Origin of the sequence: Corynebacterium sp. KPL2838 (assembly GCF_040225455.1) — a bacterium.
GTDB classification, from domain to species: Bacteria; Actinomycetota; Actinomycetes; order Mycobacteriales; family Mycobacteriaceae; genus Corynebacterium; species Corynebacterium rhinophilum.
Genome location: NZ_JBEHFT010000011.1, coordinates 57,074 through 72,686 on the forward strand (window position 1 = coordinate 57,074; position 15,613 = coordinate 72,686).

General features: G+C 62.0%; 15 protein-coding genes and 3 pseudogenes. 8 read left to right on the forward strand and 10 right to left on the reverse strand.

Features of this window, described 5'->3' with window-relative positions; translation table 11 throughout:
* The first annotated feature begins 292 nt into the window (after positions 1–292).
* A complete protein-coding gene (locus ABRP98_RS05575; protein ID WP_349857965.1) occupies positions 293–1,600 on the forward strand; it encodes a class I SAM-dependent methyltransferase in 1,308 nt (435 codons plus the stop codon).
* A 12-nt stretch (positions 1,601–1,612) separates the two neighbouring features.
* Positions 1,613–3,115, forward strand: coding sequence for an FAD-binding oxidoreductase (locus ABRP98_RS05580; protein ID WP_349857967.1), 1,503 nt, complete (start codon positions 1,613–1,615; stop codon positions 3,113–3,115).
* A 236-nt stretch (positions 3,116–3,351) separates the two neighbouring features.
* Here the strand turns inward: ABRP98_RS05580 and rplO are convergent, their stop codons facing one another.
* Genes rplO through rpsH form a run of 6 tightly spaced genes read right to left on the reverse strand, consistent with a single transcriptional unit; the run spans position 3,352 to position 5,995 of the window.
* Positions 3,352–3,798, reverse strand: coding sequence for a 50S ribosomal protein L15 (gene rplO, locus ABRP98_RS05585; RefSeq protein WP_005277000.1), 447 nt, complete (start codon positions 3,796–3,798; stop codon positions 3,352–3,354).
* A 3-nt stretch (positions 3,799–3,801) separates the two neighbouring features.
* The gene (gene rpmD / locus ABRP98_RS05590; protein ID WP_005276997.1) at positions 3,802–3,987 is read right to left on the reverse strand and encodes a 50S ribosomal protein L30; all 186 of its coding nucleotides are present in this window, start codon (positions 3,985–3,987) and stop codon (positions 3,802–3,804) included.
* 3 nt (positions 3,988–3,990) lie between these two features.
* Positions 3,991–4,614 carry a 30S ribosomal protein S5 gene (rpsE, locus tag ABRP98_RS05595; RefSeq protein WP_023025205.1) on the reverse strand — a complete coding sequence of 208 codons (624 nt, stop codon included), beginning with the start codon at positions 4,612–4,614 and terminating at the stop codon, positions 3,991–3,993.
* A 40-nt stretch (positions 4,615–4,654) separates the two neighbouring features.
* Positions 4,655–5,056, reverse strand: coding sequence for a 50S ribosomal protein L18 (gene rplR, locus ABRP98_RS05600; protein WP_023025204.1), 402 nt, complete (start codon positions 5,054–5,056; stop codon positions 4,655–4,657).
* Positions 5,057–5,059: 3 nt separating this feature from the next.
* A complete protein-coding gene (rplF, locus tag ABRP98_RS05605) occupies positions 5,060–5,596 on the reverse strand; it encodes a 50S ribosomal protein L6 (protein ID WP_023025203.1) in 537 nt (178 codons plus the stop codon).
* Between the two features lie 15 nt (positions 5,597–5,611).
* Positions 5,612–5,995 (reverse strand): 30S ribosomal protein S8, encoded by a 384-nt coding sequence (gene rpsH / locus ABRP98_RS05610; RefSeq protein WP_005276990.1) that lies wholly within the window; start codon positions 5,993–5,995, stop codon positions 5,612–5,614.
* 354 nt (positions 5,996–6,349) lie between these two features.
* Between rpsH and ABRP98_RS05615 the strand changes: the two genes are divergently transcribed.
* The 3 genes from ABRP98_RS05615 to ABRP98_RS05625 are packed head-to-tail and all read left to right on the forward strand — an operon-like array spanning position 6,350 to position 7,955.
* The gene (locus ABRP98_RS05615) at positions 6,350–6,598 is read left to right on the forward strand and encodes a DUF6457 domain-containing protein (protein WP_288746943.1); all 249 of its coding nucleotides are present in this window, start codon (positions 6,350–6,352) and stop codon (positions 6,596–6,598) included.
* Positions 6,598–7,416 carry a formate dehydrogenase accessory sulfurtransferase FdhD gene (gene fdhD, locus ABRP98_RS05620; protein ID WP_349857969.1) on the forward strand — a complete coding sequence of 273 codons (819 nt, stop codon included), beginning with the start codon at positions 6,598–6,600 and terminating at the stop codon, positions 7,414–7,416. The genes ABRP98_RS05615 and fdhD overlap by 1 nt, the downstream gene beginning before the upstream one ends.
* Positions 7,413–7,955, forward strand: coding sequence for a hypothetical protein (locus tag ABRP98_RS05625; RefSeq protein ID WP_284770194.1), 543 nt, complete (start codon positions 7,413–7,415; stop codon positions 7,953–7,955). The genes fdhD and ABRP98_RS05625 overlap by 4 nt, the downstream gene beginning before the upstream one ends.
* An 18-nt stretch (positions 7,956–7,973) precedes the next feature.
* Here the strand turns inward: ABRP98_RS05625 and ABRP98_RS05630 are convergent, their stop codons facing one another.
* On the reverse strand, positions 7,974–8,336 hold the full coding sequence (locus tag ABRP98_RS05630; protein ID WP_284849838.1) for a hypothetical protein: 363 nt from the start codon (positions 8,334–8,336) through the stop codon (positions 7,974–7,976).
* Positions 8,337–8,742: 406 nt separating this feature from the next.
* Here ABRP98_RS05630 and ABRP98_RS05635 point away from each other — a divergent pair, with 406 nt between their 5' ends.
* From ABRP98_RS05635 to ABRP98_RS05645, 3 genes are read left to right on the forward strand one after another with little or no spacing between them, the layout of a single operon-like run.
* Positions 8,743–10,236 carry a pyridoxal phosphate-dependent decarboxylase family protein gene (locus tag ABRP98_RS05635; RefSeq protein WP_349857971.1) on the forward strand — a complete coding sequence of 498 codons (1,494 nt, stop codon included), beginning with the start codon at positions 8,743–8,745 and terminating at the stop codon, positions 10,234–10,236.
* 36 nt (positions 10,237–10,272) lie between these two features.
* A complete protein-coding gene (locus ABRP98_RS05640; RefSeq protein WP_284770196.1) occupies positions 10,273–11,622 on the forward strand; it encodes a lysine N(6)-hydroxylase/L-ornithine N(5)-oxygenase family protein in 1,350 nt (449 codons plus the stop codon).
* Positions 11,622–14,090, forward strand: coding sequence for a GNAT family N-acetyltransferase (locus tag ABRP98_RS05645; RefSeq protein WP_349857972.1), 2,469 nt, complete (start codon positions 11,622–11,624; stop codon positions 14,088–14,090). Before ABRP98_RS05640 ends, ABRP98_RS05645 begins: the two co-directional genes overlap by 1 nt.
* A gap of 55 nt (positions 14,091–14,145) precedes the next feature.
* On the opposite strand, the pseudogene ABRP98_RS05650 reads toward ABRP98_RS05645, so the two are convergent.
* The 3 pseudogenes from ABRP98_RS05650 to ABRP98_RS05660 all read right to left on the reverse strand — a co-directional run.
* Positions 14,146–14,928: pseudogene (locus ABRP98_RS05650) on the reverse strand (formate/nitrite transporter family protein).
* Positions 14,929–15,054: 126 nt separating this feature from the next.
* Positions 15,055–15,399: pseudogene (gene rplE, locus ABRP98_RS05655) on the reverse strand (50S ribosomal protein L5); the annotation flags it as partial.
* Positions 15,386–15,613, reverse strand: a pseudogene (locus tag ABRP98_RS05660) (iron chelate uptake ABC transporter family permease subunit); the annotation flags it as partial. The pseudogenes ABRP98_RS05660 and rplE, both read right to left, overlap by 14 nt.

Here is a 15,613-nt window from a genome sequence, read left to right on the forward strand (position 1 = left end):
TCCCGTAGGGCTCCACATCTTTCTCACTTGGCGTTAAGAAGTAAAGACAAGGAGTCCCAAAGGAACGGTGGAACACTTTTGACCCCATAATCCTACCAGCCAAATATCTGCGCGCCACATCTAACCCGCATTATGTGACAATGATTGCCCATTCTTTCGCGCTTATTCCACTGGGGGTTTACCATGTTAATTATTGCCCTGCGCAATTTTCTACCCGTAACATTTCGGCCTTGCGATCCCTAAACACCAAGGTCGTTATTGGTGTGAACCCAACATTGCGAAAGAAGTCTGAATGAGCAAAAAATTCACGCCGATGACCGTTGCTGAGATCATCGACGTCTTCATCCCTAGTCCCAACCCCTTCCGCTGGGAGGCTTTTGATGGCTCGGCCACCGGCCCTGCCGATGCCGAGTACAAGGTCACCATCAATAGCCTTGGCGGACTTGCTTATATCGCCACCCACCCAGGCGATGTCGGATTCGCCCGCGCTTATGTCACTGATGGCATCTCTGTAGAAGGTGAGCACCCTGCCCACCCGTACGGCGTCTTCAATGCCCTGCACGCCATGTATGACAAGTTCGAAAAGCCCAGTGCTAAGGATATGGCGCGCGTGATTCGTTCGCTGGCTTCCATGGGCGCCTTCCACATCCAGCCGGTGCCTGAGGTAGAGCGCGCCTCTTGGCTGCGCCGTAAGCTCCACGATGGCCTGTCTAAGCACTCCAAGGAGCGCGATGCCGATGTCATTTCTGATCACTATGACGTGGGCAATGACTTCTACGAGCTCTTCTTGGGCGATTCCATGACCTATACCTGCGCCTACTTCCCCACCCCGGATGCCACCTTGGAAGAAGCGCAGGAAAACAAGTACCGCCTCATCTTTGACAAGCTGCGCCTAAAGGAAGGTGACACCCACCTGGATGTGGGCTGTGGCTGGGGCGGCATGGTGCGATACGCCGCACGCCGCGGCGTAAAGTCCATCGGCGTGACCTTGTCGCAAGAGCAGGCCGAGTGGGGCCAAAAGAAGATCGAGGAAGAAGGCCTGCAGGATCTGGCCGAGGTCCGCTTTATGGACTACCGCGATGTCACCGAAGAAGGATTTGATGCCATCTCTGCCATCGGCATCATCGAGCACATCGGCGTGCAGAACTACAATGACTTCTTCAAGTTCATGTACAGCAAGCTCAAGGTCGGCGGACTGATGTTGAACCACAACATCACCTACCCGGATAACCACAAGACGCCCAAGGGCGGGTTCATTGACCGCTACATCTTCCCCGATGGCGAGCTCACCGGCTCTGGCAACGTCACCAAGGCCATGCAGGACAATGGCTTCGAGGTCTTCCACACCGAGTCCCTGCGCTTTGATTACATGCGCACCCTGCACGAATGGTGCGAGAACTTGAAGGAAAACTGGGAGGAGGCCTGCGATCTGGTCGGCCTGCCCACCGCTCGCCTCTACGGCATCTACATGGCCGGCTCGGAGTGGGGCTTCGAACGCAATATCATTAACCTCTACCACTTCTTGGGCATCAAGCTCGGTGAGGCCGGCTCCCGCGCCGGCGTGCCTGAGCGCCGGTGGTGGGAAGACAGCCGCTTTTAAAAGGAGCCCACTATGACCCTTTTGGACCAATTGCGCGAGCGCGTTTCTGCCCTGCAACCGCGCCCAGTCGACGCCGTGCGCATCGAGCCCGTGGGCTGGCATGCCCACCGCGCAGGCGTAGACACCCTGCTACGCAGCTTCCGCGAGGTTCCCGCTGGCAAGCGCGTGCGCCTGGCCAAGAAGACCTCTAACCTCTTCCGCGGCCGCAGCGAGAATCAGGTAGGCCTCGATGTCTCCGGATTGGGCGGGGTCATCGAAATCGATCCCCTCGCCCGCACCGCCGATGTGCAGGGTATGTGTACCTACGAGGATTTGGTCGATGCCACCCTGGCGCACGGCCTCATGCCGTTTGTAGTGCCGCAGCTGAAGACCATCACCCTAGGTGGCGCTGTGACCGGCATGGGCGTGGAGTCCACCAGCTTCCGCAACGGTCTACCGCACGAGTCCGTCATCGAGATGGATATCCTCACCGGCACCGGCGAGATCCTTACCTGCTCGCGCGAGGAGAACGTCGATCTCTTCCGCCTCTTTCCCAATTCCTATGGTTCTTTGGGCTACGCGGTACGCCTCAAGATTGAGCTCGAGCCCGTGCCTCCCTACGTGGAGCTGCGCGAGCAGCGCTTCCACTCGGTAGAAGAGGCGAGCCGCGTGCTTGCCGATGTCTCCGTTCACCACACCCACGAGGGTGAGACCGTCGATGGGCTAGACGGCGTGGTCTTTTCTGAGGACGAGGCTTACCTCGTCTTTGCCCGCTTTACCGATGAGGAGGGCCCTACCTCCGATTACACGCGGGATAAGATCTACTACCGCAGCCTGCAGCACGCCCAAGGCATGCGGCGCGACCGTCTTGCCATCCGCGACTATATCTGGCGCTGGGATACTGACTGGTTCTGGTGCTCACGCGCGTTTGGCGCCCAAAACCCCAAGGTCCGCAAGGTATGGCCGCGCGAGCTGCGCCGCAGCTCCTTCTATTGGAAGCTAGTGCGTTTGGACCGCAAGTACGAGTTGGAGTACAACTTCATCAAAAAGCCGCACGGCAAGCCGCGCGCTGAGCGCGTGGTGCAGGATATCGAGGTCACTCCGGACAACCTCCCGGAGTTTCTCCACTGGTTCTTCCAAGCCTCCGATATCCAGCCTGTGTGGCTGTGCCCCATCCGCCTGCGCGATGGCGTGGGCGAGCTCGTGGGCACCGGCGATATTGCCGCCGAGGCCAAGGACCCCTGGCCGCTTTATCCGCTGCGTCCCGGAAAGACGTGGGTCAACGTTGGCTTCTGGTCCGGCGTGGATGGCGATCACGTCGATCCCAGTGCCCCGGGCAATGGCGCATTCAACCGTGTCATTGAAGAAAAGGTCAATGACTTGGGCGGCCACAAGTCGCTGTATTCCGAGGCCTTCTACTCCCGCGAGAGGTTCGAAGAGCTCTATGGCGGAAAGCTCCCGGATGCCATCAAGGCGGTAACGGACCCGGACGACCGCTTCCCCGGACTCTTTGAAAAGACCGTGGACGAGGCTTAAGACGGTCCCACAATCACTGAAGGGTGGAACGCTTTCACGAGCGTTCCACCCTTCTTCTATATCTTGAATACGATCTCGAGCTGATTCCACGGCGCGCGCAGGCAACTAATTGGTCTGGGCTACCTGCGCGGTCTTCGCGTTATCCGGCGGAGATGACAGCGGCAGAGATCGACTACACCCCCTCGCCCCGCACGCTAGGTGCGAGGAAAGGGGGTGTAGCCATTCTCTAGTCCAGATTACTTGGTGTTGGCGGAACCGCCAGCAGCCTCAATCTTTTCTACAGCGGACTTGGAGAACTTGTCTGCGGTGACGTTCAACTTAACGTTGATGTCGCCGCTGCCCAGAACCTTGACCGGCTGGTTAGCACGGACGAGGCCAGCAGCTGCGATATCAGCGACGGTGATGTCGCCGCCATCGGCAAACTTCTCGGCCAAGTCAGCCACGTTAACAACCTGGTACTCAACGTGGTTCGGGTTCTTGAATCCCTTGAGCTTAGGCAGACGCATGTGGATGGGCATCTGTCCACCCTCGAAAGCAGCGGGAACCTGCTTACGAGCGCCGGTACCCTTGGTACCGCGACCAGCGGTCTTACCCTTGGATGCCTCACCGCGGCCGACGCGGGTCTTGGGCTTATTTGCTCCTGCGGTTGGGCGCAGGTCGTGCAGCTTGATGATATCAGCCATGGTTTACTCCCCTGCCACTTCTTCGACGGTGACCAGGTGGCGAACCTTGTGAACCATGCCGCGGATGATCGGGGTGTCCTGCTTAACTACGGACTGACCGATGCGCTTGAGGCCCAGAGCCTCAATGTTCTTGCGGTGGTTCGGTTTGGTGCCCACCAGGCCCTTTACCTGTGTAATCTTCAGAGCCATTGTTTATGCCTCCTGACCTGCGCGCTTGCGCAGCATACGGGCCGGGGTAACCTCTTCGAGGGACTTGCCACGGCGTGCGGCAACCTCTTCGGGGCGAACCAGCTGCTTGAGGCCGTCCACGGTTGCGCGGACGACGTTGAGTGCATTGTCGGAGCCCAGGGACTTCGACAGAATGTCCTGCACGCCAGCGCATTCAAGCACCGGACGAGCAGCACCGCCGGCGATGACACCAGTACCAGGAGCGGCAGGCTTCATCATGACGATGCCCGCTGCGTCGCGACCCTCTACCGGGTGGGTGATGGTGCCGGCAACCATAGGTACGCGGAAGAAGTTCTTGCGAGCCTCTTCTGCACCCTTCTGGATTGCAGCCGGAACTTCCTTAGCCTTGCCGTAGCCAACGCCTACCTGGCCCTGGCCGTCACCAACGACGACGAGAGCGGTGAAGGACATGTTGCGGCCACCCTTAACGGTCTTGGAGACGCGGTTGATGGTCACAACGCGCTCGATGTACTTATCGCGCTCGTTGTCCTGCTGGTTACGACGATCGTTGCGACGGCCGTTGCCGCCGCGGTTGTTCTTGTTGTTCTCGGCGGAGCGTCCGCCGTCACGCTGTTCACGGTCCGACATTACGCGATCCTTCCGTTGATGTTTCCGTTGACGATGATCATTAGAACTTCAGACCACCTTCACGTGCGGCGTCTGCCAGCGCAGCGACGCGGCCGTGGTACTTGTAGCCTGCGCGGTCAAAGACGACCTGCTCAATGCCAGCGGCCTTGGCGCGCTCAGCAATCAGTTCGCCCACCTTGGCAGCCTTTGCCTTCTTATCGCCCTCGAATGCACGGATGTCCGCTTCCATAGAGGATGCGGAAACCAGGGTGTGGCCTGCCAAGTCATCGATGACCTGGACGTGCATGTGGCGCGAAGAGCGGTGCAGGACCAAGCGCGGGGACTCAGGGGTGCCACGCAGGGTCTTACGGATACGGAAGTGGCGGCGTGCGCGTGCTTCGCGACGACGAGAAGAAATGTCCTTGCCGACTGGAGTGCGCTTCGTGTTTTCAGTGTTTGCCATTGCTTACTTACCCGTCTTTCCGACCTTGCGACGGATCTGCTCGCCTTCGTAGCGAATACCCTTGCCCTTATAAGGATCGTCCTTACGCAGGCGACGGATATTAGCGGCGATCTGTCCGACTAGTTGCTTGTCAATACCGGTAATGGACAGCTTGGTGTTGCCGTCCACTGCGAAGGTGATTCCCTCCGGAGCCTTGATGAGGACCGGGTGGGAATAACCCAGGCTGAATTCCAGGTCCTGGCCCTTTTGCTGCACACGGTAGCCGACACCAAAGATTTCCATCTTGATGGTGAAGCCCTCGGTCACGCCGATGACGGCGCTGTTGAGCAGCGAACGGGACAGGCCGTGCAGTGCACGGTGCTTGCGGTGATCATCAGGGCGGGAAACGGTCAAGATACCGTCTTCCACGTTGATGGTGATCGGATCCGGAACGTTTACGCTCTGGGTACCCTTAGGCCCCTTGACCTCAACGTCTTGGCCGTTGATGTTGATTTCGACGCCGTTTGGTACGGCGATCGGTGCTAGACCGACTCGAGACATGTGTCAAACCTCCCTTTACCAGACGTAGGCGAGAACTTCTCCGCCTACGCCCTTCTCCTCAGCCTGACGGTCAGTCAGCACACCGTGGGACGTGGAAATGATAGCCACGCCCAGGCCGCCCAAGACCTGTGGCAGTTCGGTGGACTTTGCATACACACGCAGACCCGGCTTAGACACGCGACGCAGACCAGACAGGGAACGCTCGCGGTTGTTGTACTTCAGCTCGAGGGACAGAGTGTGGCCCTCAACGGTGTAGTCAGCGATGTAGCCTTCCTGCTTCAAGATGTCAGCAATATTTGCCTTCAACTTGGAGGTAGGCATCGACACAACGTCGTGGTGTGCGTTACTTGCGTTACGCACACGCGACAGCATGTCGGCAATAGGATCAGTCATAGTCATATGAGTGACCGTGTACCTTTCTCGTTGCGGTTCCCGTGCTCACCAAAGCGTTTTCCGTGTGATTTCGGGCTACTCACGCTCCTCACGGTCAATACCGCAAGGCGCTCGCCACCCTTTGATTCAGACAACGGTCCGCTATAAACGGCGAGGGGCCTACAACAAAGTTGATGTTCAATTCTTTTTCGGCTCTGCGTTTTGCCAGTTCAGCACGCAAAACCCGCAAGGCTTTGCGCGTGCACCGGCTGCAGCGCAGGCACGCGGGAACACTTTACGCCATATCCTGCGGTTTTCCAAATAAATCCCCTGCATTCATTACAGTCGGATACAGCGCCACATGAATGAGGAGTAGTTGAGATGAGTACCGAGAACGAAGATCCGATCCGCACCGCCCACCAATGGCTTGAAGAAGCCGCGCGGCTATTAAACCTCGAGCCCTACGAGGCCACGGCGCTGACCCGAGAACTGCTGGATTTAACCAAGGACGTGGCCCATACCCAGTCGCGGCCGGCAGCACCGTTGACGGCGTTCGTGGTGGGGTTGGCATCGGCAAGCACGGCAGAAGCCAAGGTAAATATCGAAACCCTCAAGGAGGCGCTGAAGTAATGGCCGGACGCAAGAATGCCACCTTTGCAGTTACGAAGGTCCGCTTAGGCGAGCACGCGCAGGTCGATACCCGCGCCGATACCGTCGCCGACGAAGAGCCACTTGAGATTCGCGTGGGCGGGCAGACCATCACCACCACCATGCGCACCCCGGGCCACGACATCGAATTGGCGCACGGTTTCCTCCACTCCGAGGGGCATATTGCTGCGCTTTCCGATGTCACCACTGCCCGCTACTGCGCCGGTGCCACCGTCGAAGGCATGAATACCTATAACCTCCTGGACCTGGAGCTGGTAAAGACCACGCCGCTGAGCTTGAGCGATCTTCGCCTGACCACGACAACATCCGCCTGCGGCGTGTGTGGTACCTCGTCTATCGAGGCGCTGACGAAGAAGTCGCGCTACCCCATCCCGCACATCCCCGTGGACTCACAGCTGGTGGTCCAGCTGCCAGAAAAGCTGCGCGCCGCCCAAAAAGAATTCCGCAAAACCGGCGGAATTCACGCCGCCGGCGCGTTTACCCTTGAGGGCGAGCCGGTGGTCATCCGGGAGGACATCGGCAGGCACAACGCCGCCGATAAGGTCATTGGGCACCTGCTCATGGAAGAGCGCCTGCCGGCCGATGACCTTATTTTGGTCATGAGCTCGCGCGCCAGTTTCGAGCTCGTGCAGAAGGCTGCGATGGCGGGCTTCGGCCAGCTCGTGGCGGTATCGGCAGCCTCCTCGCTCGCCGTGGACACTGCCCGCAAAACCGGCATGGCGCTCGTCGGCTTCGCACGCGGCGACCGCTTCAACCTCTACTCGGGAGACCTGAAATGAGCCTTATCGATTTCCTCGTCAACGTCGAGCTGGACACCCCGCGCCCCGACTACCGCGCGCTGCTCATCACCGCACGCAACGTCACTTCCCCGGCTGCCGACACCCCCGCCGCCCCGTCAGCGTTCCAGCCCCATGTCGCCGCGTGGCGCACGGCGTGGCAGAACGCCGGGCTCGATCCCGCGCTTTTTGAGCTGGGCGCCCAGCCTTCCGATGCCCCCGTGGTTGCCCTCGGCAACGCCGTCGCCCGCCGTTTCGAGCTGCCGATCACGACGTTTGCCCTCGATGGCTTCGAGGGCCCAGTGCGCATCGAGGTAGGAACCGCTACCGTGCGCGATGCCGCGGGTAGTGCCGCGCGGCGCTTCCGGCCCGAGCACCGAGTCCAGCCCACGCCGGAGATCACCAGCGTGCTCTATATCCTCGAGGCTCTGGATCCGCTCACGGACGACGATTTGCGCCTGGCGGCCGATGACATCCTCGACGCCCTGCGCACGGCGAACCCTGATGTCGAGGTCGCCCAGCGCATCCTGCGCCCCGAATAACTCCGCGCCGAGTAAGCGCTAGTGTGCAGCGCGCACGTCGAGGAACCCGCGCAGCAGCGCATTGCGGCGGCGGGTGCCGGACTCGAAGGTCTCGGCATCGTTGCCGTAGGCGGCATCGACTTGCGCGTACACCTCGTCGAGATGCGACATGTCGGGCACTCCGGCGACAAGCTCGGTGTCCCAAGCTCCCGCGATATGTTCGATAATCGACTTGATGCCCTCGGGGCCGCCGCCCAAGCGGTTGGACTCGAACGGGCCTGTGGCCGCGTCGGCGAGTTCTGCGCGCACGTCCGTCATGCGCACCTGCCACCCCGCGTCGACGAAGCGCTGGGCAAACGAGAAACCGATCAGGCCGCCACCTACAAGCAATGCTGTCTTCATGTTTTCTAGCCTAAGCCTCTTGGCTCGCGGCCACACGGTTTGCTGTATGGCCACCGCCACACAAAAGGTCTACAAGAATTAATTTATCCCGCCTCAGCCTTGCCCGGAGCGAAAGACGCGTTTTTACACCCCGACCTCGCCCCGCCCTGCGCCCGCAACTAACCCGTAGAAAATGCACCGCACGCCCATTCTTTGCACTCACCCCCGTGCCACTCCTGCTACGCCCGAGACCTCGGCTGTCGACCCCGCGCACTGCGCATCAGACCAGCGCTTTCACACCCTTCCCCGAGCCGGTGCAGCAAACACATCCCGCCGTGACCACGGATAACAGCAGCATGCCCGCGCGCAGCACCACTTTTCATTAGATACTTTTACCGTAGCCTAACCTATGTTAGCGTCTCCTAACATGCACAAAATTCGTCAGGAGAGACCGGCCCCGTTCGTCGATTCCTTCGTAGGAGCCGATCCGACTGCATTAAACACAATCATCCACCACAGCCAGCACACCCTCAAGCAGTATCTCGCCGAGGGCGACGCGCCACGCTCCGGTCGCAACGCCCATGAGACAGCAGCGGCCGTCACACGCGTTGACCTCGAGCACCCAATTGGTACATTTGACGCCGCGTTGGCTGAGCTTCGCGAACTCTGGCTCGACCACGCCGTGTGGTACCACCACCCGCGCTACATCGCCCACCTCAACTGTCCGATCACCGCCACCGCCGTGGGCGCGGACCTGCTCGCCACCACAGTTAACACCGCGGTCGAAAGCTGGGATCAGGCCTCGAGTGCCGCCGCAATCGAAGGCCACCTCCTCGAGTTCTTCGCGCGCAAGCTGCGCTGGCCGCAAGACCCGCATTCCCGCACCCGCGGGGTCTTTACCTCCGGTGGTACGCAATCCAACCTGCAGGCGCTCTATATTGCGCGCGAAAAGGCGCTGGGCGCCCAGGGCGTGCAGGGACTTTCCCAGTTGCGCCTCTACACCAGCAGCCACGCCCACTACTCCGTGCTGCGCGCTGCCCACCTCCTTGGGCTTGCGGATACCGCCGTCATCACTATCGACTCGGATGCCGCACACCGACTCGACCCGGCTGATCTCGCCCGGCGCATCGCGGCCGACGTGGCGGACGGCTACACGCCGATGGCCGTCGTGGCCACCGCTGGGGCAACCGACCGCGGCACCATCGATCCGCTAGAGACCATCGCCAAGGTCTGCCTCCACGCTGGGGTGCACTTGCATGTCGACGCCGCGTACGGGGGTATCCTGCTGCTCTCGCCCACGCAGCGACACCGTCTGCGCGGCATCGACGCAGCCGATAGCGTCACCGTCGACTTCCACAAGGGCTACTTCCAGCCGGTGGCCTGCAGCGCGATTCTCTTGCGCGATCCCGCTGACTGCGCCCTCGTGTCGTGGCACGCGGACTACCTCAACCCCGAAGACGCCACCGACCACAATCTCGCGGACTTCTCGCTCCAAACCACGCGTCGCTTCGACGCGCTCAAGCTCTGGATGACGCTGCGCACCCACGGCGCCGACGCCCTCGGGGAGGCCTTCGACGCCTGCTGCGCCGCGGCCCGCGATGCCGCCCGGCGCGTCGACGCCCATCCACGCTTTGCACTGCGCGCCACACCGGAGCTTTCCACGGTGCTGTTTACGCCTGCCGATGCCCCCGCCAGCCTCGTCCAGATCGTCCGCCAGCGCTTGCTCGAGCGGGGCGACGTAATTATCGCGACCACCACCTTCGAAGGCGCGCCGTGCTGGAAGTTCACCATTCTCGATCCGCAGCTGCGTGGCACAGATATCGACGCGATCCTCGGGCTCATCGAGCGCGAGATGAACGCCGTCGACCAAGCCAACGCTCAACCGAGCCCCAGCGTTCTCGCGGTACAACCCGCGCGCTAGACCACGACCCACAGAAACTTAAAACAGGAGTTTGTCATGTCTTCTTCCACCACCGCCCGCACTGCCGCCGTCGCTGATGCCGAATCTAGCATTAAGCCCTATGATCTGGTGGGCATCGGGATCGGGCCGTTCAACCTGGGCTTGGCGGCGCTGAGCCAGCCGCTGGTTGACGGCGGCGTGCTGCGCGCGGCGTTCTTCGATTCGCGCGCGGAATTTTGCTGGCACCCCGGGATGATGATTCCTGGGACGACGATCCAGGTTCCGTTCATGGCCGATCTGGTCACCCTCGCCGATCCCACGAGCCCGTACAGTTTCCTCAACTACTGCAAGCAGCAAGGGCGCATCCACCAGTTCTACATCAAGGAGGATTTCAACCCGCTGCGCGAGGAATACTCCGATTACTGCGCCTGGGTCTCCCAGCAGCTGAGCACGCTCGAGTGGAACTCCACGGTGACGTCGGTGCGCCGCGTCGACGATCTGTGGGAGGTCACCGTCAACGGGCCGCGGGGCACCTGCACGGTGCTCAGCCGCAACGTCGTGGTCGGAGTGGGCACCACGCCGTTTATCCCCGGCGAGCTGCGGGCTGCGCCGGAAGCCGGGCTCGCCGTGCACTCGGCGGACTATCTTGAGCACAAGAAGGAGTTGCTCGCCCAGGAGTCCGTCACCCTCATCGGGTCGGGGCAGTCCGCGGCCGAGATTTACGCCGATCTCATGGAACCTGCCGCGTACCGGGGCACGCGGCTGGACTGGGTCACCCGCTCGGGGCGCTTCTTCCCCATGGAATACACCAAGCTCACCCTCGAGATGACTAGCCCCGAGTACGCGCAGTTCTTCCGCGGCCTGGACGCCGCGACGCGCGACCGGCTCAACCGCGAGCAGCGCAATCTTTACAAGGGAATCTCCGGCCAGCTCGTCAATCACATCTACGACACCTACTACCGGTTGTCCATCACGAAGGGCCTGCCGCGCCCATTCGCCTCGACGCTCCTGGCCGGCTGGAGCGCGGCACTGTGCGACACAGACGCGTCCGCCCCGTTCCAGCTGACGTTGACCCACGGCGAGACCGGCGAAACCCGCACGCACGCGACAAACGCGCTGGTGCTCGCCACCGGCTACAAGGCCCCGCTCTTCCCCAGCTTCCTGGAGACCGCACGCGAAGAAGTCCAGTTCGACACGGCCGGGCGCCTGGCCATCGATCCCGGATTCGCCATCGACGCCGCCCAGTCGCTCTTCGTCCAAAACGCCGAGGAACACCTTCATTCGCTCATCGCGCCCGACCTCGGGATGGGACCGTGGAGGAACTCCATTATTCTCAAGGCCATCACCGGCCGCGAGTACTATCCCATCGAGCGTTCCGTCGCCTTCCAGACCTTCGGGGGTCAGTAATGCTCAATACCGAACGTGACGACATCTTCACTCCCCACGGCACGGTGCGCCTTCGCCCGCTCACCCCCGCCGACACCGAGCTTGTCCACGGGTGGCTCACCGATCCTCACTGCGCATTCTGGGGCATGCAACAGGCCAGCGTCAACGACGTCGCCGTCGAATACGACCGGCTCCGCGCCTCCCCGCACGAAGAAGCCTGGATCCTCGAGCTGCACCCGCACCCTGCCGCCCCGCACAGACCGATGGGCATCGTCGAGGACTACGACCCGCGCCGCGTGGTGCTGGACTCGGTGTTGGCCGAGGCTGCTAGCTCGGAGGCTGCTGGTATCAGGGAGTTGACGCTGGAAGAGCCACTACGCGGACTGCACTTCCTCGTCGCCCCGCTGGCCGGTGCCCACGTTTCTGGGCTAACCAGTAGCCTTTTCGCCGCGGTCATCCGCTGGCTCATCGATTGCCGGGGTTTCCGCGAACTCCTCGTGGAGCCCGACGTAGCCAATGGCGCGATTCACCGCAAGAACGCCGAGGCCGGCTTCCTCGATGTTCCGGGACTTAACGAGATCCGCCTGCTCCAAGGCGGGCACACGAAGACGGCACGGGTGCAGCGTTGTACCGCCTCAGACTTCTATTCCTCAGCGGCTGCCGCGCGCGCCTCGCTGTCGCCGGTGGCGAATGCGCTGTGCGCGGCCGAGACCGCTGAGCGCCAGCTCATCGCCAAGGCCATCCGCGAATTTAGCCATGAAAGACTGCTGACGCCAAGCTTTCACCCGGACTCCGAACGATGGTCGGTCCACTTTGGGCCGCGGGAGCTGAGCTTTTCGGCCCACCAGTACGGGCTGGCGCATCTCGAAGTCGTCCCCGAAAGCATCGAAGCTGCCGATGCCTCCCCGCTGCACCTGGCCGAGCTCATCGCCGGGGCCGCAGAACAGCTGGGCATACAACCGGGGTTCCTGCACACCTACATCGAGGAGATTCAGGCGACCCTCGTCGGCCGTGCCCGCGCCCTCGCGACGCGCCCCGCCGCGCAAAGCTTGCGCGCACCGCAGCTCGCCGCCAGCGCCCAGGAGCGTGCGAATGCCCAGGCGGACTATCTCGTGACCGCTGAGTCAGCAATGTATGAGGGGCACCCCGGGTTCCTCGCGAATTCGGGGCGCGGCGGGATGAGCCTTACCGAGCTGCGCGCCTACGCGCCGGAGGCGGGAGCCGACATACACATCGTGTGGCTCGCCGCCAAGCGGGAGCACTGCGTGGTGGCGGCATCAGAAGACGTCGCGGACCTAGCCGGGTTCTTCGCCGAGCAGCTCGGGGACCTCGGTCCGCGCTATGAACAGGCGCTCGCAGAATTGGGCTGCGCACCGGATGACTATGTGCCGCTGCCGCTGCACCCGTGGCAGTGGGACAATTGCATCTCCACGATCTTTTTTGACCAGCTCATTTCCCGGGATCTGGTGTACATCGGCACCAGCAGCGACCTATTCCGTCCCCAGCAGTCGCTGCGGACGTTCTTCAACCACTCGCGCCCGGCGCTGCCGTATGTCAAGACGGCCGTGGGCATTCGCAACATGGGGTTCGTCCGCGGGCTCTCGCCGGCGTACATGGAAACCACGCCCGCCATCAACGATTGGTTAGCCCAACAGCTCAATGTCGATCCGGAATTCCGGGCCCGCAACGTGCGTCTGCTCAAAGAAATCGTCGCCGTGGGCTACCGCGGCGACACCTACCACCGCCACCCGCTGCCCGCGGGCTCAACAAGCGAGCGTGAGAAAATGCTCTCCGCGCTGTGGCGCGACTCGCCCATGCCGCAGCTATCCGCCACGAGCGTGGCCGTGACTCTGGCGGGCTGCCTCTACGTCGACCCGGCAGGCGAGTCACTCGCCGCCGAGTGGATCGCACAATCGGGTCTGCCGCCGCAAGAATGGCTGCGCCGGCTGCTCGACGTGTACCTTGTCCCAGTCCTCCACGCGCTCGCCCAGTACGGAATCGTGTTCATGCCGCACAGCGAGAACGTGATCCTCGAGCTCGACAACGGCGCGCCCGTCGGCGCGTTCTTCAAGGACCTAGGAGAAGAGGCCGCGGTCGTCGACGCCCGCGTGGACGTGCCTGCGGGACTGGAGCGCCTGCAGGTCGATCACGGCGACTTCACCGGCGCCCAGCGCGCGCTATCTATCCACACCGACGTCCTCGACGGCGTGCTGCGCCACCTCGCCGCGCTCTTCGACCGGAAGGGATTGCTCACTGAGACCGAGTTTTGGCTCAGCTGCCGTGCAGTCGTGCTGGATTACGAACGCCGCTTCCCCGGCACGCTAGAGAAACTTCCGGTGCTCGCGTCGCAGTTCAAGCACTCCTGCCTCAACCGCTTGCAGTTGCGCAACCCGCTATCGATGGTAAACCTGGGCGACCAGGAGTCCTCGCTCATCTACGCCGGGGACATGGACAACCCGTTGCATTCTTCAGAATCGACGGCGCGATAAGTAAAGGCCAACCCCGCTCGTGCGGGGTTGGCCTTCTCGCGTACTACGCCGCAGCCTAGTCGCGGTATGTCTCCGGGCCCTTGTTGAGCCAGGCGTACACGCCGCCGATGAGGAAGCCGCCGCCAATGACGTTGCCCACCCAAACGATGACCCAGTTGGTCAGCACCGCGCCGAGCGTGAAGTGCTCCGGGAACGCGCCCGCGTCAAAGAACGTGAGGCACACTAGGCAGAAGTTCGCGATGACGTGCTCGAGGCCCATGCCCACGAACGCCGCGATGAACGGGACGATGACGATGAACTTCGAGATGATCTCCTTGGCGAAGATGCCACCCACGATGGACATGTTGACCACGAAGTTGGCCAGGATGCCCTCGACGAGCATGCCCGCCGGCCCCTTCGCCAGCTTGGCGTCGGTGAGCGTGACGATGATGTGATCGACCGGCAGGTTGCCGAACTTCGCGGAGACCCCAACGCGGCGGCGAGGTTCGCCGCACCCACGAGGTTGAACACCGTGGTCACGATAATGAGCCAGAATGCCTTTGCCCATGTCACCTGCTTATTGGCGGCTCCGTAGACCATGAACAGCATGTTGCCGGTCGCAAGGTCAGCGCCCAAGATGATGATGGCAAACAGGCCGAGGCCGAAGAGGAAGGCGAAGGCGACGCTGCCCAAGCCTTCGAAGTTCTTTTCCACCGCTTGTGCCACGGCGCAGGCAAAGGCCGTGCCGATGAGCAGGTACACGCCACAGGATGGCGCGCACGATAAAGCGCGACGGCGACTGGTCAAGCAGAGCGGTTTTCTTCGTGACCGCGGCGGCCACGGACTCATTGAGGGACATGCAGACAATCCTTGAAAGAGGAGCAAAATCGACCCATACATGGTACCCCACGCATGCGAAAACCCCAGCCTGCGGTGCCCGAAAGGGGGCATCGGAAAGCTGGGGCTTAAGGCCGTAAGCGAGTGCTTACTTGAACGGGAAGCCGAGCTCGCGCAGGAGCTTGCGGCCCTCCTCGTCGTTGGTAGCGGTGGTAACGACGGTGATGTCCATACCACGGGGACGATCGATCTTGTCAATGTCGGTCTCGTAGAACATAGACTGCTCGGACAGGCCGAAGGTGTAGTTGACATGGCCGTCGAACTGCTGATCAGAGAGACCGCGGAAGTCACGAATACGTGGCAGCGCGATGGTCAGCAGGCGGTCCAGGAACTCCCACATACGGTCGCCGCGCAGGGTAACGCGTGCGCCGATGGGCATGCGCTCACGAAGCTTGAAGTTCGCGATGGACTTCTTAGCACGACGCAGCTGCGGTAATACCGATAAATCCGGGGTCCGCTAGCGGGTTCCTGGTCCAGGATTGCGCCAAGACACCGGCGACGGCAAGGGCCGCGCCGGCGAAATAGGCCAAGAAGGTGCGCGGCATGCGCAGGTTCCACACGATATCGCGGATATCCTGCTCCCCCGCTCCGCGCAGCGCGGCGATGACCTCATCGGGCGGAATCGAACGCGAACCTAGCGCCAAGGA